The 18,772-nt window shown below is 63.6% G+C and carries 20 protein-coding genes; 6 read left to right on the top strand and 14 right to left on the bottom strand.

The window, feature by feature from the left end:
* Window positions 1–23 precede the first annotated feature (23 nt).
* Window positions 24–1,214, top strand: a complete 1,191-nt coding sequence (locus tag LB569_RS01900; protein WP_224690837.1) for an O-succinylhomoserine sulfhydrylase — start codon at window positions 24–26, stop codon at window positions 1,212–1,214.
* A 30-nt stretch (window positions 1,215–1,244) separates the two neighbouring features.
* Here the strand turns inward: LB569_RS01900 and LB569_RS01895 are convergent, their stop codons facing one another.
* The 3 genes from LB569_RS01895 to LB569_RS01885 all read right to left on the bottom strand — a co-directional run bounded on the left by LB569_RS01895 (window position 1,245) and on the right by LB569_RS01885 (window position 3,010).
* Window positions 1,245–1,502 carry a BrnA antitoxin family protein gene (locus LB569_RS01895; RefSeq protein ID WP_318013091.1) on the bottom strand — a complete coding sequence of 86 codons (258 nt, stop codon included), beginning with the start codon at window positions 1,500–1,502 and terminating at the stop codon, window positions 1,245–1,247.
* A gap of 52 nt (window positions 1,503–1,554) precedes the next feature.
* Complete coding sequence (locus LB569_RS01890) at window positions 1,555–1,752, bottom strand: BrnT family toxin (protein ID WP_224690835.1); 198 nt, start codon at window positions 1,750–1,752, stop codon at window positions 1,555–1,557.
* 106 nt (window positions 1,753–1,858) lie between these two features.
* On the bottom strand, window positions 1,859–3,010 hold the full coding sequence (locus LB569_RS01885; RefSeq protein WP_224690834.1) for a ceramide glucosyltransferase: 1,152 nt from the start codon (window positions 3,008–3,010) through the stop codon (window positions 1,859–1,861).
* 220 nt (window positions 3,011–3,230) lie between these two features.
* Here LB569_RS01885 and apaG point away from each other — a divergent pair, with 220 nt between their 5' ends.
* Window positions 3,231–3,623, top strand: a complete 393-nt coding sequence (gene apaG, locus LB569_RS01880) for a Co2+/Mg2+ efflux protein ApaG (RefSeq protein ID WP_140706123.1) — start codon at window positions 3,231–3,233, stop codon at window positions 3,621–3,623.
* Window positions 3,624–3,811: 188 nt separating this feature from the next.
* Here apaG and LB569_RS01875 read toward each other — a convergent pair whose 3' ends face one another.
* The 3 genes from LB569_RS01875 to LB569_RS01865 form a co-directional block, all read right to left on the bottom strand.
* Entirely contained in the window at window positions 3,812–4,843 is a 1,032-nt protein-coding gene (locus LB569_RS01875) for an Hsp33 family molecular chaperone (protein ID WP_140706125.1), read from the bottom strand.
* A gap of 129 nt (window positions 4,844–4,972) precedes the next feature.
* Window positions 4,973–5,884 carry an ornithine carbamoyltransferase gene (gene argF, locus LB569_RS01870; RefSeq protein WP_140706126.1) on the bottom strand — a complete coding sequence of 304 codons (912 nt, stop codon included), beginning with the start codon at window positions 5,882–5,884 and terminating at the stop codon, window positions 4,973–4,975.
* Window positions 5,885–5,900: 16 nt separating this feature from the next.
* Complete coding sequence (locus LB569_RS01865) at window positions 5,901–7,100, bottom strand: aspartate aminotransferase family protein (RefSeq protein ID WP_224690833.1); 1,200 nt, start codon at window positions 7,098–7,100, stop codon at window positions 5,901–5,903.
* Window positions 7,101–7,455: 355 nt separating this feature from the next.
* Between LB569_RS01865 and LB569_RS01860 the strand changes: the two genes are divergently transcribed.
* On the top strand, window positions 7,456–7,974 hold the full coding sequence (locus tag LB569_RS01860; protein ID WP_127275610.1) for a GcrA family cell cycle regulator: 519 nt from the start codon (window positions 7,456–7,458) through the stop codon (window positions 7,972–7,974).
* 90 nt (window positions 7,975–8,064) lie between these two features.
* Here the strand turns inward: LB569_RS01860 and LB569_RS01855 are convergent, their stop codons facing one another.
* From LB569_RS01855 to LB569_RS01845, 3 genes are all read right to left on the bottom strand, one after another.
* Window positions 8,065–9,072 carry a magnesium and cobalt transport protein CorA gene (locus LB569_RS01855; RefSeq protein ID WP_140706130.1) on the bottom strand — a complete coding sequence of 336 codons (1,008 nt, stop codon included), beginning with the start codon at window positions 9,070–9,072 and terminating at the stop codon, window positions 8,065–8,067.
* A 101-nt stretch (window positions 9,073–9,173) separates the two neighbouring features.
* Window positions 9,174–9,899, bottom strand: coding sequence for a phosphate signaling complex protein PhoU (phoU, locus tag LB569_RS01850; RefSeq protein ID WP_140706132.1), 726 nt, complete (start codon window positions 9,897–9,899; stop codon window positions 9,174–9,176).
* Between the two features lie 116 nt (window positions 9,900–10,015).
* Window positions 10,016–11,281, bottom strand: coding sequence for an ATP-binding protein (locus LB569_RS01845; RefSeq protein WP_224690832.1), 1,266 nt, complete (start codon window positions 11,279–11,281; stop codon window positions 10,016–10,018).
* Window positions 11,282–11,392: 111 nt separating this feature from the next.
* Between LB569_RS01845 and ppk2 the strand changes: the two genes are divergently transcribed.
* Window positions 11,393–12,301, top strand: coding sequence for a polyphosphate kinase 2 (gene ppk2 / locus LB569_RS01840; protein ID WP_224536072.1), 909 nt, complete (start codon window positions 11,393–11,395; stop codon window positions 12,299–12,301).
* A 64-nt stretch (window positions 12,302–12,365) separates the two neighbouring features.
* Here the strand turns inward: ppk2 and LB569_RS01835 are convergent, their stop codons facing one another.
* The 3 genes from LB569_RS01835 to LB569_RS01825 all read right to left on the bottom strand — a co-directional run bounded on the left by LB569_RS01835 (window position 12,366) and on the right by LB569_RS01825 (window position 14,589).
* Window positions 12,366–13,124 (bottom strand): enoyl-CoA hydratase-related protein, encoded by a 759-nt coding sequence (locus tag LB569_RS01835; protein ID WP_224690831.1) that lies wholly within the window; start codon window positions 13,122–13,124, stop codon window positions 12,366–12,368.
* On the bottom strand, window positions 13,121–13,759 hold the full coding sequence (locus LB569_RS01830) for an acyl-homoserine-lactone synthase (RefSeq protein WP_224690830.1): 639 nt from the start codon (window positions 13,757–13,759) through the stop codon (window positions 13,121–13,123). The genes LB569_RS01835 and LB569_RS01830 overlap by 4 nt, the downstream gene beginning before the upstream one ends.
* A gap of 98 nt (window positions 13,760–13,857) precedes the next feature.
* Entirely contained in the window at window positions 13,858–14,589 is a 732-nt protein-coding gene (locus LB569_RS01825; protein WP_140706140.1) for a helix-turn-helix transcriptional regulator, read from the bottom strand.
* Window positions 14,590–14,845: 256 nt separating this feature from the next.
* On the opposite strand from LB569_RS01825, the gene LB569_RS01820 reads away from it, so the two are divergent.
* Complete coding sequence (locus LB569_RS01820; protein ID WP_224690829.1) at window positions 14,846–15,697, top strand: transporter substrate-binding domain-containing protein; 852 nt, start codon at window positions 14,846–14,848, stop codon at window positions 15,695–15,697.
* A gap of 20 nt (window positions 15,698–15,717) precedes the next feature.
* Here the strand turns inward: LB569_RS01820 and LB569_RS01815 are convergent, their stop codons facing one another.
* The gene (locus LB569_RS01815; RefSeq protein WP_140706144.1) at window positions 15,718–16,131 is read right to left on the bottom strand and encodes a tellurite resistance TerB family protein; all 414 of its coding nucleotides are present in this window, start codon (window positions 16,129–16,131) and stop codon (window positions 15,718–15,720) included.
* A 159-nt stretch (window positions 16,132–16,290) separates the two neighbouring features.
* Between LB569_RS01815 and LB569_RS01810 the strand changes: the two genes are divergently transcribed.
* Window positions 16,291–17,937 carry a lysine--tRNA ligase gene (locus tag LB569_RS01810; protein WP_224690828.1) on the top strand — a complete coding sequence of 549 codons (1,647 nt, stop codon included), beginning with the start codon at window positions 16,291–16,293 and terminating at the stop codon, window positions 17,935–17,937.
* Here LB569_RS01810 and LB569_RS01805 read toward each other — a convergent pair.
* The gene (locus LB569_RS01805; protein ID WP_411970179.1) at window positions 17,903–18,772 is read right to left on the bottom strand and encodes a thermonuclease family protein; all 870 of its coding nucleotides are present in this window, start codon (window positions 18,770–18,772) and stop codon (window positions 17,903–17,905) included. The two genes, LB569_RS01810 and LB569_RS01805, sit on opposite strands and share 35 nt — an antisense overlap.

The raw sequence follows: 18,772 nt of genomic DNA, 5'->3' as shown, positions 1-18,772 counted from the left end.
TTTTTTTGTGTTTGGACAGGACGATGACGAGCAAAACGCGCAACTGGAAGCCTCAAACCGCACTCGTGCATGGCGGAACCCTGCGTTCCCAATTCGGCGAAACCGCCGAGGCGATGTATCTGACCCAGGGCTATGTCTACAAGACCGCCCAGGCGGCGGAAGCCCGCTTCAAGGGCGAAGAGCCAGGCTTCATCTATTCGCGCTACGCGAACCCGACCGTCGACATGTTCGAAAAGCGCATGTGCGCGTTGGAAGGCGCCGAGGACGCGCGCGCCACGGCATCGGGCATGGCGGCGGTGACGGCGGCCCTTCTGTGCAGCGTCAAGGCCGGCGACCATATCGTGGCGGCGCGCGCGCTGTTCGGCTCCTGCCGCTGGGTGGTCGAGACACTGGCGCCGCGCTACGGCATCGAGGCGACTTTGGTCGACGGTACCGATATCGCCAATTGGGAAAAGGCGGTCAGGCCGAACACCAAGCTGTTCTTCCTGGAAAGCCCCACCAACCCGACGCTGGAAGTGGTCGACATCGCGGCCGTCGCCGCGCTTGCCAATTCGATCGGCGGGCGGCTTGTCGTCGACAATGTCTTCGCCACGCCCCTGCAGCAGAAGCCGTTGCAGCTTGGCGCGCACATCGTCGTCTACTCGGCCACCAAGCACATTGACGGCCAGGGCCGTTGTCTCGGCGGCGTCATCCTGTCGGACAAGAAGTGGATCGACGAGAACCTGCACGACTATTTCCGCCACACCGGCCCGAGCCTGTCGCCCTTCAATGCCTGGACCTTGCTGAAGGGCCTGGAGACGTTGCCGCTGCGCGTGCGCCAGCAGACGGAAAGCGCCGGCAGGATCGCCGATTTCCTGGCCGAGCAGCCGCAGATCGCGCGTGTGATCTATCCCGGCCGCGCCGACCACCCGCAGGCCGAAATCGTCAAGAAACAGATGTCGGGCGGCTCGACGCTGATCTGCCTCGACGTCAAGGGCGGCAAGCCGGCGGCCTTCGCCCTGCAGAACGCCCTCGACATCGTGCTGATCTCGAACAATCTCGGCGACGCCAAGAGCCTGATCACCCACCCGGCGACGACCACGCACAAGAACCTGAGCGACGAGGCCCGCGCCGAACTCGGCATCGGGCCAGGTACGCTCAGGCTGTCTGTCGGCCTGGAGGACGCCGACGACCTGCTGGAGGATATCGCGCAGGCGCTGAAGACGGCCAAGTAGCTGCTCAGCAGCAGGCAGCGGGGCGGAGAGTTACAAGCCCACCGCCTTGCGCAGCGCTTCATTCATGCGTGTCTGCCAGCCATCGCCATCGGCCTTGAAACGGTCGAGAACATCGGCGTCGAGCCGTAACTGTATGGCACGCTTGGGCCGCGCCAGCGGCGGCCTGCCGGCCTTGCGGCGCGAGACGACATCGGTCGGCTGCGCATCCGGATCAGCCTCGGCCGCAACGCTGATCGCAGCGTTTTCCTCGTTGGTCATCGCGGCAAGCGCCTTGCGTGCGAGCGACAAAGCCTTTGCACGTGACCGTTTTGGCGGAGCAGCCTCACGGCGCACAACTGTCTTAGAGGTTTTCGACATAGTCCATAATTTCTTGCCTTGTGGCCCTGCGTAACGAAATAACGCGGACGGCATCGCCTCGCTCGACATAAACCATCACATAAACGCCAGCCTCGATCAGACCGATGGCAACAAGACGGTCCTCACCAAAGTCCTTGGCCCGGTTTGTCCTTGCCTTGGTTTCATCCCACTCGAACAGCATTCGCCGACGGTGCGTTCCGTAAATTGCGTATACACAAAAATAGCGTGCGAGTCAATAATTCTGTATATACGATAATTACAGCTGAAAACAGACGGAACTTCCGCCTTCAGGCGCGCGACGGCGTCTCCTCCAGTTCGGCTGTCTTGGTGCGAATGGTCATCGCGTTGCCGCGCCAGTCGACGGCGCCGCCAAGCCAGCCGCGCGTCCACATCGCCGGCAGGATCAGGTCGCGAACCATCATGGCCGCGACCATGCGCGACGACACGTACCAGCCTTTGGACAAGGCCAGGGCGTATTCCGGAAGGTAGAAGGCCGCCAACACGGCGATCGCCGTCAGTGGCAGGCTGAAGCCGGCGCTCGCCGCCGCAACCAAAGCAAGCACCAGCGGCACCGCCGCTCCAGTCAGGATTTCGGGCGCGAAGAACAGCGGGAAGGTGACGCGGCGCAGGCGCGCCCAGCGGGCCTGGCGCGACCAGATCTCGCCAAGCGTGCGCCGGCCAAGCGGCTGCTCGAAGGGTGCCGCCACGAGATTGACGCGCAGGCCGAGGCCGTTCACCAGCTTGGTCGCAGCGGCGTCCTCGGCGATCTCGGCGGCCAGCGCGCGAATGCCGCCATTGGCATCCAGCATCGGCTTGTTCCACAGCATGCTCTTGCCCTGGGCGAAGCCGAGGCCGAGCGCCTCGCCGGCATACTGCCAGCGGGCCTGCAGCGTGTTGAGGAAGGCGCATTCGACCTCGGCCCAGAAACCTTCGGGGCGCGAACCGATCGGCGTCGAGCAGACAAGGCCGGTATCGGACCGCCATGCCGCCATCAGGTGCTCGACATAGTCCCTCGGCATCAAGACGTTGGAATCGGCAAGAATGACCCAGTCGTGGCGCGCCGCTTCCCAGCCCTTGACGCAATTGTTGAGCTTCGGATTGGCGCTGACACGGTCGTCGCCGATCAACAACCGGGCTGGCACCTTGGGAAACCGGGCAATCGCCCTGTTTATCAGTTGGACCACCGGATCGTCGGCATGGGCGACGCAGAAGATCAGTTCGTAGCGTGGCCAGTCGAGCGCGAAGGCGCGTTCCAGCGTCTCATGCGTGAACGGCTCGACGCCACGCGACGGGACGATGACCGAGACCGGCGGCGACTTGCCGGCCGGCGGGGCGATCGTGGAGCGCCGTTTCAGCTGTGAAGCGGCGAGCGCAATGCTGGCGGCGTTGGACAGGATGAGTGCGGTCGAAAGCGAGGCGGCTATGAAGGTGAGTTCCATCGAGATCTGGTCACTCCGGAAAGGCGGCCCGCACCGTGGCCGTTTTTCAACAGTTCGACAGAGCGCCGAGTCGCCCGGTTCGTGCACACCACCATTGTCGTGTGTCACTTAAATGACATTCTTTGCCGGCACCTGCGTTCAAGGTCAGGCGCGACAAGACGCGCATGTTGACCCGCTCGCCGGGAGCGTCGAAAGTCATCGGATTGTTTTGGAGCCGCTCATGTACCGCGCCGTGACGCGCAACATCGAAGTGCAGGTCAGGCCGTTCTATCTCGAGGACCGTTCGGACCCCTCGGAAAACCGCTATGTCTGGGGCTATCAGATAACGATCGACAACCAGTCTGACGAGTTCGTGCAGTTGTTGTCGCGCTACTGGCACATCACCGACGGCACCGGCCGGGTCGAGGAAGTGCGCGGCCCAGGCGTCGTCGGCGACCAGCCGGAACTCAATCCCGGCGACAGCTATCAATATACGTCCGGCTGCCCGCTCTCGACGCCGTCCGGGATCATGGTCGGGCGGTACACGATGCGCAACAAGCGCGGCGAGACCTTCGACATCGCCATCCCCGCGTTTTCGCTCGATCTGCCAGGGACTAGGCGGACGGTGAATTAGGCTTCTTTCTCCCCGTTCACGGGGAGAAATGCCCGGCAGGGCAATGAGGGGCGGCGCCGGCCTTTGAGATTTTCGTCAAGGCAGACGGCAGCGTCGCCCACGGCGGGCGCTACCATCACCAACGCTGGCGCTGCCCCTCATCCGCCCTTCGGGCACCTTCTCCCCGTAAACGGGGAGAAGGAAAGGCTTCACTGCGCGGCAAATTCCGCCGGATCGAAGTCGTACTGCGTCGAGCAGAACTCGCAGGCGACATGGATGCCGCCATCCTGGGTGCTTTCCCTGATTTCCTCGGCGGAGAAGCCCTCGAGAATGCCACGGATCTTGTCCCTGGAGCATGAGCACTGGTCCGCCACCGGCACACCGCCGAAGACGCGCACGCCGTGCTCGTGGAACAAGCGGTAGAGCAGCCGTTCGGCGCCCACGGTCGGGTCGATCAGCTCAGTCGGTTCGATGGTGCCGAGCAGCGCCAGCAACTCTTGCCAGGAATTGTCGGCCGGATCGTGCGTCACGTCGCGCGGATCGCCGTCGCCACCCGAAATATCGGGCACGCGCATGCGCTCCGGCGACTGCGGCAGGAACTGCGCCAGGATGCCGCCCGCCCGCCACTGTTCACGCGCGCCACCAGGGGCGGGCGTCAGCAGCTTTGCAACCGACAGCCTGATATCGGTCGGGATCTGTTCCGACTGGCGGAAATAGGTGCGCGCGGCATCTTCCAGCGTCTCGCCGTCGAGCTGTACGATCCCTTGATAGCGCTGTGTATGAGCGCCCTGGTCGATGGTCAGCGCCAGCACGCCGCTGCCAAGCAGCGTCTGCTGGGACGTTTCGCCGGCCGCCACCAGCGCCTCGAGCCGGTCGGCGTCGAAACGGGCATAGGCGCGCAGCGCCGAGGGCGTGGAAAAGTCCGCCACCAGCATGTCGACAGGCCCGTCGGTGCGGGTCTGCAGGATGAACTTGCCTTCGAATTTGAGCGAGGTGCCGAGCAGCACCGTCAGCACACAGGCTTCCGCCAGCAGGCGGGCAACCGGCTCGGGATAGTCGTGGCGGCCAAGGATGGCGTCGAGCATCGGCCCGAGCTGGACCGTGCGGCCACGCACGTCGAGCGGGCCGACCTCGAAGGGAACGACGTGATCGTCGCCGGCATAGCCGAACTCGCCGAGTTTGGGGTGATGTTCAGTCACTTGATGGGTTTCCAACATGACAAAGCTCCAGGGCGCGGCCATGCGGCCCTGGTGGGCACATGCGTCCAAACGCGCTTGATTTGCGTGATGCGGCGCAGATAGGCATCGCGCCGCCGCAGATCAAGCGCCCAGACACTTCAAGCGCCCCAGCTCTTCAAGCAGCGAGGCCCTTTAAGCACCGAGGCACCAGGCAAGCACCGCCTTCTGGGCGTGGAGCCGGTTCTCGGCCTCATCGAAGACCACCGAATGCGGACCGTCGATGACCTCGTCGGTCACCTCCTCGCCGCGATGGGCCGGCAGGCAGTGCATGAACAGCGCGTCGGGCTTCGCCTTGGCCATCAGCGCCGCGTTGACCTGATAGGGCGAGAAGACATTGTGGCCGCGGGCGCGGTGTTCCTGGCCCATCGACACCCAGCAGTCGGTGACGACGCAGTCGGCCTGGTCGACGGCTTCCTCGGGCGAGCGGGTGAAATGCAGCTTGCCGCCATGCGCCCTGGACCAGTCGACATGCTTCTGCGCCGGTTCGCTGCCTTCGGGCACGGCGACGTTGAGATTGAAGCGGAAGCGCGCCGACGCCTCGAGCAGCGAGTGCAGCACGTTGTTGCCATCGCCGGTCCAGGCGATGGTCTTGCCGGCAACCGGACCGCGATGCTCCTCGAAGGTCATGATGTCGGCCATCAGCTGGCAAGGGTGGGTGTCGTCGGTCAGGCCGTTGATCACCGGCACGGTGGCGTTCTCGGTCAGCTCCAGCAGCCGCTCATGCGAGGTGGTGCGGATCATGATCGCATCGACGTAACGCGACAGCACCTTGGCGGTGTCGGCGATAGTCTCGGAGCGGCCGAGCTGCATCTCGGTGCCGGTCAACATAATGGTCTCGCCGCCAAGCTGGCGCATGCCGACGTCGAAGGAGACGCGCGTGCGCGTCGACGGTTTGTCGAAGATCATGGCCAGCACCTTGCCTTCGAGCGGCTTGGTCCGCTCGCCGGCCTTGAGACGCGCCTTTCGCGTCACCGCGTCATCCAGCATGAAGCGCAAATCGCCTTCGGAAACGGTGGAAAGATCGGTGAAATGGCGAACTGACATCAGGGATGGTTCCGGATTACTTCGCGGCGGCGGAGGCAATCGCCTCCGACAGGCCCTTGGCGCCAGCGCGGATGCGGTTGAGCGCTTCGTGAATCTCGGCATCGGTGACGGTGAGCGGCGGCAGCAGGCGAATGACGTTGTCGCCGGCCGGAACCGCCAGCAAATGCTGGTCGCGCAGCGCCAGGTTCACCTTGCCATTGGGCATCGCGCATTTGAGGCCGAGCATCAGCCCGCTGCCCCTGATGTCCTCGATGACTTCGGGGAATTCGTCGGCAACCGCGGCCAGGCCCTGCTTCATGAGCAGCGCCTTGCGCTGGACGTCCTCGAGGAAACCGTCTTCCAGCACCACGTCGAGCACGGCGTTGCCCACGGCCATGGCCAGCGGATTGCCGCCGAACGTGGTGCCGTGCACGCCGGCGGTCATGCCGACGGCCGCCTCGTCGGTGGCAAGGCAGGCGCCCATCGGGAAGCCGCCGCCAATGCCCTTGGCGATTGCCATGATGTCGGGCGTCACACCAGACCATTCATGCGCGAACAGCTTGCCGGTACGGCCAATGCCGCACTGGACCTCATCGTAGATCAGGAGCAGCCCGTGCTGCTCGCAGAGCTGCCGCAGGCGCTTCAACGACTGCGTCGGCACCGGGCGGATGCCGCCCTCGCCCTGCACCGGCTCGATCAGGATCGCGGCGGTCTCGGGCGTGATCGCCTTTTCAGCGGCGTCGATGTCGTCGAAGCCGACCTGGTCGAAGCCTTCGACCTTGGGTCCGAAGCCTTCGAGATATTTGTACTGGCCGCCTGCGGCGATGGTCGCCAGTGTGCGGCCATGGAAGGCGCCTTCGAAGGTGATGATGCGGAAGCGCTCGGGATGTCCCTTGACGAAGTGGTAGCGCCGCGCCGTCTTGATCGCGCATTCCAGTGCCTCGGCGCCGGAATTGGTGAAGAACACCTTGTCGGCGAAGGTGGCATCAGCCAGCCGCTCGCCAAGCCGACTCTGCCCCGGGATCTCATAGAGATTGGAGACGTGCCAGAGTTTCGCCGCCTGTTCGGTGAGGGCCGCGACCAGATGCGGATGGCTGTGACCCAGCGAATTGACAGCGATGCCGCCGGCAAAATCGAGATATCGCTCGCCCTTGTCGGTAACCAGCCAGTTGCCTTCCCCTCGGTCGAAGACCAGGGGTGCGCGAGCAAAGGTCTCGTAAAGCGCCGAACCGCTCATTATATGCGTCTCCGGTACCGGAAAATCAAAAAAGCCGCCAAAGCGGCGGCCTTCTGCGGCTTATCGTGTTTTTCGGTCATGAAGTCAACGAAAACGTCGCGTAGTGGCGCGCGGCAAGCCCCCGACGCAACGCCGGCTCATGAGCGACCGGGCAAGTTGGGGAAAACCGAAAAAACCGATTCGTGTTGCACTTGGGACTCTTGTCACCGAGTCAGCGCATAGAGTAGTTGTAGTCGAGAAATAACTAGATTTCGTGCGGCGGACCTAATCACCAGATATATGTGGTGTCTGCCCCAGCAGTGGTGCTGGGTCGGGAAAGGATTCTGATTGCCGCACGCTGATGAGGAGCGCGGTCATGAACTGGACTGACGAGCGGGTAGAACTCTTGAGAAAATTGTGGTCGGAGGGTCTGAGCGCAAGCCAGATTGCCGCGCAGCTTGGAGGGGTCAGCCGCAATGCGGTCATCGGCAAGGTGCACCGGCTGAAGCTGTCGGGCCGCGGCCGTGCGACGGCGACGCCGGCACGCCAGAAGAAGGCGTCGCAGGGCTCGACCGTCCAGAAGTCGGTGGCACGCGCCGCGACCACGGCACGTCATGTCACGACTTCGATCGGCGCGACGGCCCTTCAGACGCAGTTCGACGCCGAACCCGTGGCAAGACATTACATCCGCCCGGTCGAGAACGTCGTGGTACCGATCTCACGGCATCTGCAGCTCGTCGAACTGACCGAACGCACCTGCAAGTGGCCAAACGGCGATCCGCTTTCGGAAGACTTCAATTTCTGCGGCAACGAGGCTGCCGAGACAGGTCCCTACTGCAAATACCATGCCCGCGTGGCGTTCCAGCCGGCGGCGGAACGGCGGCGGAACAGATAAGCGGAGTGAGTAGTGAGTAGTGAGTAGTGAGTAGTGAGTAGTGAGCCCTACCAACCACTACTGACTACTGACTACTGACTATCCACTTCTTCACAGCCACCCATTCTTCCTGAATCGCCAGTACAGGAACGAACAGATCAGCGCGATCATGGTCAGCACCATCGGGTAGCCATATTCCATCTTCAATTCGGGCATGTCGGTGAAGTTCATGCCGTAGATGCCGGCGAATGCGGTCGGCACCGCCAGGATGGCCGCCCACGAGGCGAGTTTCTTGGAGATCGCCGTTTCCTGGCTCTGGCCGACAAGGAGACTGGCCTCGAAGGCGAAGGCCAGCACCTCGCGCAGACTGTCGATTTTCTCCTGGACGGTGCGGATGTGATCCGTCACGTCGCGGAACAGCGGATGCATGGCCGAATGGATCTGCGGCAGCTCGGCGCTGGTCAGCCGGCGGCAGACTTCCACCAGGGGCAGTGCCGCGTTGCGCAGGCGCAGGAGGTCGCGGCGCAGCATGTAGAGGCGTTCGATATCGGGGCCGGTCATCGGCTTCAGCAGGACCTTATCCTCGATCGCCTCGACCTCGTCCTCGATCTGCTCGAGCACGGGCATGTAGTTGTCGACGATGAAGTCGAGAATGGCATAGAGGACGAAGTCCTCGCCTTTGGCCAGCGAGTGCGGACAGCTTTCCCAGTGCTGGCGCACGGCGGCATAGGACGTCGAGGGGCCGTGCCTGACGCTGACGATATAGCCTGAGCCGACAAACAGATGCGTCTCGCCGAAGGTGACGCGCCCGTCGATCAGCTGCGCGGTGCGGGCGACGATGAACAGCGCATCGCCATATTGCTCGATCTTTGGCCGCTGGTGCGGGTGCTCGGCGTCCTCGATCGCCAGCTCATGCAGATGAAACTGCGCCTTGACGCGCAGCAGAAGGTCGCGGTCGGGTTCAAGCAGCCCGATCCAGACGACGTGCCCCGATTTCTTGGCCCATTCGCCCGCTTCCTCGATCGGAATATCGGCGATGCGGTGCCCGGCGGTATAAACGCCGCAGGCGATGATGCCCGATGCCGGCGGCACGGGCTTGAACTCCCGGACATATTCCATCGCAGCCTCCCGGAAGCGCTGCCTTCCCCAGAGGGGAACCAACAGGGCTTCTCTCAGGATAGTTTAGCGCATTATGATCAAGCGTTCGAGAGGACCCGCGTTCACTTCACCGGCAGCGCCGCCGGAAGACCGATCTTGTCGGTCTTGTCGCTCTTCGGCCGCTCGGCCGGCATCTGGTCGCCGGTGACGATGTAATAGATGGTCTCGGCGATGTTGGTGGCGTGATCCCCGATACGCTCGATGTTCTTGGCGCAGAAAAGCAGATGCGTGCAGGGGGTGATGTTGCGCGGATCTTCCATCATGTAGGTCAGCAATTCGCGAAACAGCGACGTGTACATGGCATCGATCTGGTCGTCTCGGTCGCGCACGAAGCCGATCTTGTCGACCGAACGCGACGCATAGACGTCGAGAACTTCCTTCAGCTGGGTCAGCGCCAGGTTGGCCAGGGCCTCCAGGCCACGGAAAAGACTGGTCGGCTGACGGCCGTCGATGACGGCGACGACCCGCTTGGCGACGTTCTTGCCGAGGTCGCCGACCCGCTCGAGGTCGGCCGAAATGCGGATGGCGCCGACGATCTCGCGCAGGTCCGTCGCCATCGGCTGGCGCTTGGCGATGATGATGATCGCCTTGTCGTCGATCTCGCGCTGCCCTTCGTCCAGAACGACGTCATCGCGAATGACCTTCTGGGCCAGCCCTGGATCGGCATTGACCAAGGCGGCGACCGCCTGCTCGACCATGCGCTCGGCATGCCCTCCCATCGCTGCGATGCGCTTGGAGAGATATTTCAGTTCCTCGTCAAAGGCGCTCATGATGTGCACGGACTGCATGGACGAAATGCCTTCCCACGGGGGTGTCTGATTTTGAGTCGTTTCCTCGAATCCCCGCTGATACGCTAGCCGGATGACAGAAAAAAGAAACGGTGCCGTGGATAACTAGGGCACTATCAGTGCGCCGGCAAATGGACCGAGAAGGCGGCGCCCTTGCCGACCTCGGACTTGATCGTCAGCCTGGCGTTGTGGCGCGTCAGGATGTGCTTGACGATCGACAGGCCAAGCCCCGTGCCTTTCTGGGTCCGGCTGGTCTCGACATCGATACGATAAAAGCGCTCGGTGATGCGCGGGATATGTTCCTCGGGGATGCCGGGGCCAAAATCCCTGATCGTGACGTCGATGCCTGGCTCGGAGACGTCATCGCCGCGCGCGATCGACACCACGACGCGACCGCCCGACTGGCCGTATTTGCAGGCATTCTCCAGGAGGTTCTCGAAAACCTGGAACAGCTCGTCGCGATCGCCCGGCACATCGAGCGGCCCGTGGGCGAAATCGCGCTCGATGGCGACATTGTTTTCCCGGGCGAGCGGTCCGAGCGAGTCGATGACGCTGTCGACGGTCTGGCGCAGATCGACTTCGGTTCCGGGCTTCAGATAGGGCTTCATCTCCAGCCGCGACAGCGACAGCAGGTCGTCGATCAGGCGCGCCATGCGGCCGGTCTGGTTCTGCATGATCTGGAGGAACTGCTCGCGCGCCGCCGGATCGTTGCGGGCCGGTCCGCGCAGCGTTTCGATGAAGCCCGCGATCGAAGCCAGCGGGGTGCGCAACTCGTGGCTGGCATTGGCGATGAAGTCGGCGCGCATGCGGTCTATGCGCCGCGTCTCGCTCTGGTCCTTGAAGACCAGCACATAGAGGTCGGTGCCATGCCCGACCGAGGACGCGCTGACCCGGTAGGCCCGTTCGACGGGCAGTTTCTCGGTGTAGTCGACGACATCCGAGGCGACGCTGCCCGACAGCACGCTGTCCAGCAGCGTCTGCATTTCCGGCGCCCGGAATTTCAGCGGCAGCGATATGCCGGGCGCGATGCCGCCAAAGGCGGCAAAGGCTGCGGCGTTGGCGTGGACGATGGTGGCGGCCTGGTCGAAGATGATGAGCGGGTCGGCGACGGCGGCCGCCAGATATTCGCCCGACAGACGCTGCAGGCCCATCGCCTCGATTGCACTGGCGCTCTCGCCGGAATGGCGTGCGCCGGCCACCGGTAATATTGCCGCCGCCAGCAGCAGGAGCAGCGCCGGTATCAGCACATAGGCGGAAATAGCCGCGAAGCCATAGGCGATCAGAACCGCCAAGACACCGGCCGCAAGCAGCCAGCGGCTGTTCCACAGCCGGGCGGCCATGGCTTGCCCCGTGCCTTTCTGCTCCGCGCCCAGGTCAGTCATTCGCGCGCCCACGCCTAACTTCCACCGGTCACACGGCGGCGGAAACTTCCGCTGGACCGCTCCGGAGGCTCCCAATAGCATGAGTCCGGATGCTGGAAAGGGTTCGTCTGCATGAAAAAAGCCAAGGAAAACTCCGTCACGCCGACTTCAGGTCCGCTGAAAATCAGGATCGGCGGCAAGGAACGAGAGTTCGATATCGAGAATCCGGAGCTTCCGGACTGGGTCGAGGAGAACAAGCTGACCGCGGGCGGCTACCCCTACGACAAGAAGATGAAGGGCGAGGAGTATGACGAGACGCTCGAGAAACTGCAGATCGAGCTGGTCAAGGCACAGGCATGGCTGCAGGCGACCGGCAAGCGGGTGATGGCGCTGTTCGAGGGCCGTGACGCCGCCGGCAAGGGCGGCACGATCTTCGTGCTGCGCCAATATCTCAACCCGCGCACCGCGCGCAACGTCGCGCTGACCAAGCCCACGCCGACGGAGCTGGGACAATGGTACTACCAGCGCTATGTCGACCATTTCCCGACAGCGGGCGAATTCGTCACCTTCGACCGCTCCTGGTACAACCGCGCCGGCGTCGAGCCCGTGATGGGATTCTGCACCCCCGAACAGCACGAGAAGTTTCTCGACGAGACGCCGCATTTCGAACGAATGGTCGTCAACGACGGCATCCATTTCTTCAAGTTCTGGCTGAACATCGGCCAGGAGACGCAGCTCGAGCGCTTCCACGATCGCCGCTACAGCCCCCTAAAGAGCTGGAAGTTCTCGCCGATCGACATTGCCGGCATCACCAAGTGGGACGATTACACCAAGGCGCGCGACACCATGTTCGAGCGCACCCACAAGGAGTTCGCGCCATGGATCATCGTGCGCGCCAACGACAAGCGCCGCGCGCGGCTGGCGGTGATGCGGCGCATCCTCCTGTCGCTGCCCTATGAGGGACGCGATCTCGATGTTGTCGGCAAGGAAGACAAGAAGATCATCGGCGAAGGGCCGTCATTCCTGGGCAAGCAGGACTGAGATTGTTGGCGCCGCGCGGCCAGAAGGCAGCGCGGCGCGGTTGATGGACTTCCTCTTCGTCGGCTCAGGCAGCCAGGCGTGCAATCCGCTGCAGCCGCCTCAGCGTGGTGTCGTCCTGCAGCGCCTGCTGGAACAGCGATATCTCCTGGTCGATGCGGTCGCATAGCGCGGCGGTGTTGCCCTTGAGCAGGCCGCGCGTCTGCAGCAATGCCGCAACCGGCTTCTTGGCGAGTTGCCTGGCCCGGCCGAGCGTCGCCTCCTCGACGCCGTCGTGCACGATCTCGGCGACGAGGCCGAGCGCCCTGGCATCCTCGGCGTGAAGCGTGTCGCCGAGGCAGAAGAAGCGGAAGGCACCGGCATAGCCGAGCTTCTGCGGCGCCAGGATGCTGGTCGCCGCGTCCGGCACCAGGCCGAAATCGACGAACGGCACCCTGAACGTGCTTTTGCCCGAGGCGATCACCATGTCGCAATGGAACAGGATGGTGCACCCGACGCCGACGGCATCACCGTCCACGCAGGCCAGGATCGGCTTGGGAAACATCGCCAGCGTGCGGAACATGTCGGTGACGGCGGCAATCAGCTTCTGATGCTTGGTGGCGTCCAGGAATTCGGAAAAGTCGCCGCCGAGACAGAAGCAGCCCGCCAGGCCACGCAGCACGACAACGCGCACCTCGTCATTATCGGCGGCTTCGTGGAACGTCCTGGCAAGGCTCTCATAGGCCCTCCTGTCGAGCACCGGCCGGCCGTCACTCGATGAGACGGTGACGATCAGCGCGTGGTTGCGCAGTTCAGGCCGCGGATGCATGGCGGTCTCCGGTCTCATGAGGCTCTCCTTTGACCGAACATGTCGGGATATCCCCTGGCCAGGACGGGTGCATGGTGATTGCGCCGTGATCGCACCACGTCCAGCGTGTGCTCGTTGAAGGTGAGCAGCGTCGCCACGACCTGCTGGTTGCCATAGGTGCGCTGATAGCCGAGCGGCGTCGCCAGGAAGTGCAGTTGCAATGCGCGTAGCACCCACATCGGCTCGAACTCGATGATCACCTTGTCGACGCCGCGCTTCAGGCCCCACTCGACGAAACCGGCTATCAATTCCGTGCCGACGGTCGAGACGCCGCGCCGGCCATCGCGAAAGCCCGGCGCCACCGCATAGCGGGTCAACTCCCAGATGTTGGGACCCGCCGGCGGCGTTCCTTCGGAAAGGTCGGTCAGCACCTCGGTCAAGAGATGCGGCCGTGTGGTCGGCAACATCCTCTGGTAGCCCGCGACTTCATTGCCCCTGATGACGATCTGATGCACCGCCTCGTCATGGTCGAACTGGTCGACCTCGAATCCGTCGGGGCGGCGCAGGTCCTCCCATCCCATTTCCTCGACGAATATCTGATAGCGCAGCCGATGGACGGCCTCCCAGAGGTCGGGACGTTCCATCAATTCTTTGGTCGTAAGACAAAAAAGCATTCCGTAGTCTCCTGTGTTTCAGGGGAAGATACGGCCGTGCTTCGCTGCGAAAATTGCGTGATCACGTAGGCAAGAAATTCTAGGCCGGCACGGCCGACCTAGCTAATGTATCCGCGCCTGATGGCCTCGGCGACTGCCTGCACCCGGTTGACGGCACCGAGTTTGCTTTTGGCGTTAAGAAGATGTTTCTCCGACGTGTGTTCGGAGATGCCGAGGATTTGCGAAATCTCCCATTCGGATTTGCCGACGGCGGCCCATTGCAGGCACTCGCGTTCGCGCGGCGTCAATTCGATATGGTCGATGATCTTGCCGGCCATGGTGTGGAGCTGCATGGCGCGGCCGACCGCGTAGGTCGAGACCAGCGAGACCAGGCCGAACTCGGCGGCCGACAGTTCCACGGCCTCGCCCCCCAGGGACACCATGACGATCTCGCCGTCGAGCGTGATCAGCGGGAAGGCGAGCCCGTCACGCAGTTTGAAGGCGCCGGCGTCGCCCATCACCTCGCCACTGCTCTTGTCGATGCGAATGCCTTGGGCGGCTTCCCGCCATTGGAAGGGCGCCTGCAGCTGTTTCATGTGACTGACGACGGGATCGTGATCGACATAGTTGCGCGTCACATAGCGCTCGAGCCATTCGACCGGCCAGTCGCAAAGCAGCACATGCTGCTTTTGCTGCCCCGTCGGCGTGCCCGGCTTCGGGACGGTTCCGGCCATCAGCGCGGTCAGGCCGAATTCCGATGTTACGCCCAACAGTTTCTCGCAGACCGCGGCCGCCGTTGCGGCATGCTGCAGCTGGTCGATGTATTCCAGCGTCCGATCGAACTGACTCATCGCAACATCAACCCCATGTTGCCGTATGCATTAAAGTCCATGGTCCGCGCCTTGCCGGCACTTTGCCACCGACCACGGATTGCAAAGCGCCCGCTTCCGGTTGTGGTTCTCGACCCTGGTACCCCACCAGGGCAGCCACCGCTGTTTGCAACCCCCAAACCATATCCTGAAATCGACGCGTTGAAATCAAAAAGCATTGTGCCTGTACCATTTTCGTATCAGAACCGGCACGAGCACGGTGCGGCGGAGTTCTATCGTGGCGTTCCAATGGAGGTCTCAGGTCCTGACAGCTGTGCTCGTCGCGGCACTGTCATGGGTTGCGGGAGCGCGCGCGGCGGAGCCACAGGTACCGGTACTATGGGACGCCAAGGAGCGGCTGCCCAAGCCGGACCTTTCGGCATTGCCGCGGCTGCGGTTCCTGACGACAACGGATTTTCCGCCCTTCAATTTCCTCGACGGCGCGGGAAAGCTGTCCGGGTTCCACATCGACCTGGCGCGCGCCATCTGCGTGGAACTCGGCATCGTCGACAAGTGCCAGATCCAGGCCCTGCCCTGGGCGGAGCTCGAAGGCGCGATCGAGAAAGGCGAAGGCGAAGCTGTCATCGCCGGCATCGCCGCAACGCCGCAATCGCGCCAGACATACGCCTTCTCGCGCTCCTACCTGCAGTTTCCGGCGCGCTTCATCATGCCCAAGAGCAAGGCGCTGGCGGAACCGATCTTCGACAAATTGCACGGCAAGCGCGTCGGCGTGATAGCGGGCTCGGCGCATGAACGCATGCTGCGCGACTATTTCAGCACGGTCCAGGTCGTTCCCTTCGACGGACCGGAAGCGCTCTACGGCGATCTCAAGGCCGGCAAGATCGACGCGGCCTTTGGCGATGGCATGCGCTTCGCCTTCTGGCTGGGCGGATCCGATGCGGCCGGCTGCTGCCGGTTTGCGGGCGGCCCCTATTTGGCGCCCGAATATCTGGGCACCGGCATGGTCATCGCCACGCGGGGGGACAATCCGGCCCTGGCCGCGGCCCTCGACTACGCCTTGCAGGAGATTTCGATGAAGGGCACCTTCGCCGAATTCTATCTGCGCTACTTTCCGGTCAGTTTTTTCTGATCCGGGCGTAACGCCCGCTTTCAGGTGAGCGTGCGCAGCCGCGCCTTGGCCGCACGGCCGATGGCCGCCACGGTCAGCGTGTCGAGATCGAGCTGCCGGCGGATCAGCTGCAGCACCCGCACCTCTTCCATCCGCATCTCCAGATCGACGGCGGCGACCTCGAAGGCGGCCGCATAGGCGGTGTCGTGCAACCGCTCCGGCAGCGCTTCGGCGACCTGGGCCAGGACACCTTCCAGCCCATCCTTCTCATGCAGCATCTTCTGGCAGGCCTGAGCCACGGCAACCAGCCGGTCCTGCTTGAAATCCTCGAACACCGGCCATGAGCGGACGACGTCGCCGATCCTGGCCAGTTCGATGTCGGTCATGTCGCGGTCGGAGGCGGAGGCGATGACCATCAGGTAGATGAGGGCGTCATGCGGGGTCGGCGATGGCATTCTTTACTCCTTCAACAGGGGCTCGAAGGTAGGAAGGGGAGCCAAGGGCCGCAAGGAAAAAGCGCCCCACGCGTTGACGCTCCGGCCATGCGCGCCTAGAGACCGGTTGAAAATCGACACTTGCAGCCCGAGCGGCGAATAATTTTGGAAAACAGGACCATGGCGGGATCAAACATCATCGATCTCAATCCCGAACTGCTGGCGGCGGCGGCCGAGAGCAAGGCGTGGCCGTTCGAGGAAGCCAAAAAGATCATCGAGCGCTACAAGGGCGCCGACTTTCCCGAAACGATCCTGTTCGAGACCGGCTATGGACCGTCGGGCCTGCCGCATATCGGCACGTTCGGCGAGGTGGCGCGCACCTCGATGGTGCGCCATGCGTTCCGCGTGCTGACGCAGGACAAGGTCGCGACCAAGCTGCTGTGCTTTTCCGACGACATGGACGGCATGCGCAAGATACCCGACAGCGTGCCGGATCGCGCAGCGCTCGAGCCGTATCTGCACAAGCCGCTGTCATCGGTGCCCAACCCCTTCGGCGGCGATTATGCGAGCTTCGCCGACCATAACAATGCGATGCTGTGCCGCTTCCTCGACACGTTCGGCTTCGACTATGAATTCGCCAGCGCGACGCAATATTACAAGTCGGGCCGCTTCGACGCGATGCTGTTGCGCGCCGCCGAGCGCTACGACCAGATCATGGCGGTGATGCTGCCGACGCTCGGGCCGGAGCGGCAGGCGACCTACAGCCCCTTCCTGCCGATTTCACCGAAGAGCGGGCGCGTGCTTTACGTTCCCATGAAGCATGTCGACGCCAAGGCCGGCACCATCACTTTCGACGATGAAGGCACCGAAACCACGCTGCCGGTCACCGGCGGCAAGGTGAAGCTGCAATGGAAGCCGGATTTCGGCATGCGCTGGGCGGCACTCGGCGTCGACTTCGAAATGTTCGGCAAGGACCACCAGACCAATGCCGTGGTCTATGACCGCATCTGCAACATTCTGGGCGGGCGGGCGCCGGAGCATTTCGTCTACGAGTTGTTCCTCGACGAGAATGGCCAGAAGATCTCAAAGTCGAAGGGCAATGGTCTGACCATCGACGAATGGCTGACCTATGCGCCGACGGAGAGCCTCGGGCTCTACATGTACCAGCGGCCAAGGCAGGCCAAGAAGCTCTATTTCGACGTCATCCCGCGGGCGGTCGACGAATATTACACGTTCCTCGCGGCCTACCCCCGGCAGGAGTGGAAGGAGCGGCTGGGCAACCCGGTCTGGCATATGCATGACGGCAATCCGCCCGCCATCGACATGCCGGTGCCGTTCTCGCTGCTGCTCAACCTGGTAAGCGCCTCCAACGCGCAGAACAAGGATGTGCTGTGGGGCTTCATCTCGCGCCATGTGCAAGGCGTGACGCCGGCCACACATCCCGAACTCGACCGGCTGACAGGTTATGCGATCCGCTATTTCGACGATTTCGTGAAGCCGACGAAAACCTTCCGCCCGGCCGACGAGATCGAACGCGAAGCGCTGGTGGCTCTCGAAAAGGCACTCGGCGAATTGCCGGCGGGCGCCAGCGGCGAGGCGATCCAGAACGCCTCGCTCAACGTGGCGCGCAAGATCGACCGCTACCAGGATCACTCCAAGCAGAGCCCGGAAGGCGGCCCTGGCGTTTCAGGCGCCTTCTTCCAGATGATCTACCAAGTGCTGATCGGCCAGGAACGCGGCCCACGCTTCGGGTCCTTCGCCGCGCTCTATGGCGTCGGCGAGACCCGCTCTCTCATTCAGAAGGCGTTGGCTGGTCAGCTGGCTTGAGGGCGCCACCCTCCTCTTTCAGGATCGAGCCCTCCTCCAGGATCGAGCCCGGCGCCTGAGGCGCCGGGGCGGTGGCGGCCGGCGCCGCCGAGATGCCGGCGAGGTTCGGCGCCGATCCGAAAATGCCTTTCCTGGCGCTTCGTGCCTTGTCGCCGGCCTCGACATAGGGCCCGCCCTTGGCGGCACGCGCCCAGCCGTTTTCGACCAGCCATTGACCGACATCCTGCTTGCCGATCCGGCACTCCGCCGCTATCCGGTCGCGGCCACCTTCGGGCGGCACCGTGCAGACCACCGCGCGGCCGCGCAGGAAGGCGCGGAATGCCGTGCGTGCACGGACCCCGCACGGCCAGGATTTGCCGTCGGCGGTGCAAGTCTCGTCCTGGCTGACGACATCGATGCCGGAAACCGCGACCGAATAGCCTTTCGCCTCGATCAGCCCGGCGGCGGATGCAACCGGCTGGAACAGCTTCGTGCCGTTCCAGTCGTCTGGCATCTTCGGCTTGGGCGGCACTGCGAGCGCCAGCTTGCTCAACGGCGCGCGCGGCTCGACCCGCTCGAGCTCCTCGGTGGGCAATTCCGGCGGCGCGACGACATCCGGATCGATCGCCCGCGAATGGGCCGCCGGCTTTGGCGGCTGCGAAGCAGGTATGGCGGAGGTGGCGGGTTCCTCGGGCGCCGTCCCGGTGTCAGCCTGCGGGATCGTATCGGCGCCGGGGTCGATCTGATCCACCACGACAGTGCTTTCGCTGCCTTTCAGCGTGCGTCCGCCGGCAACGACCAGCGCCGCCATCGCCGGGACCATCAGAACCGCCAGGACAAGATGAGGAAGTCGCAC

Origin of the sequence: Mesorhizobium sp. BH1-1-4 (genome assembly GCF_020165665.1) — a bacterium.
Classification (GTDB): domain Bacteria; phylum Pseudomonadota; class Alphaproteobacteria; order Rhizobiales; family Rhizobiaceae; genus Mesorhizobium.
This window is presented reverse-complemented; position numbering and strand designations above follow the sequence as displayed.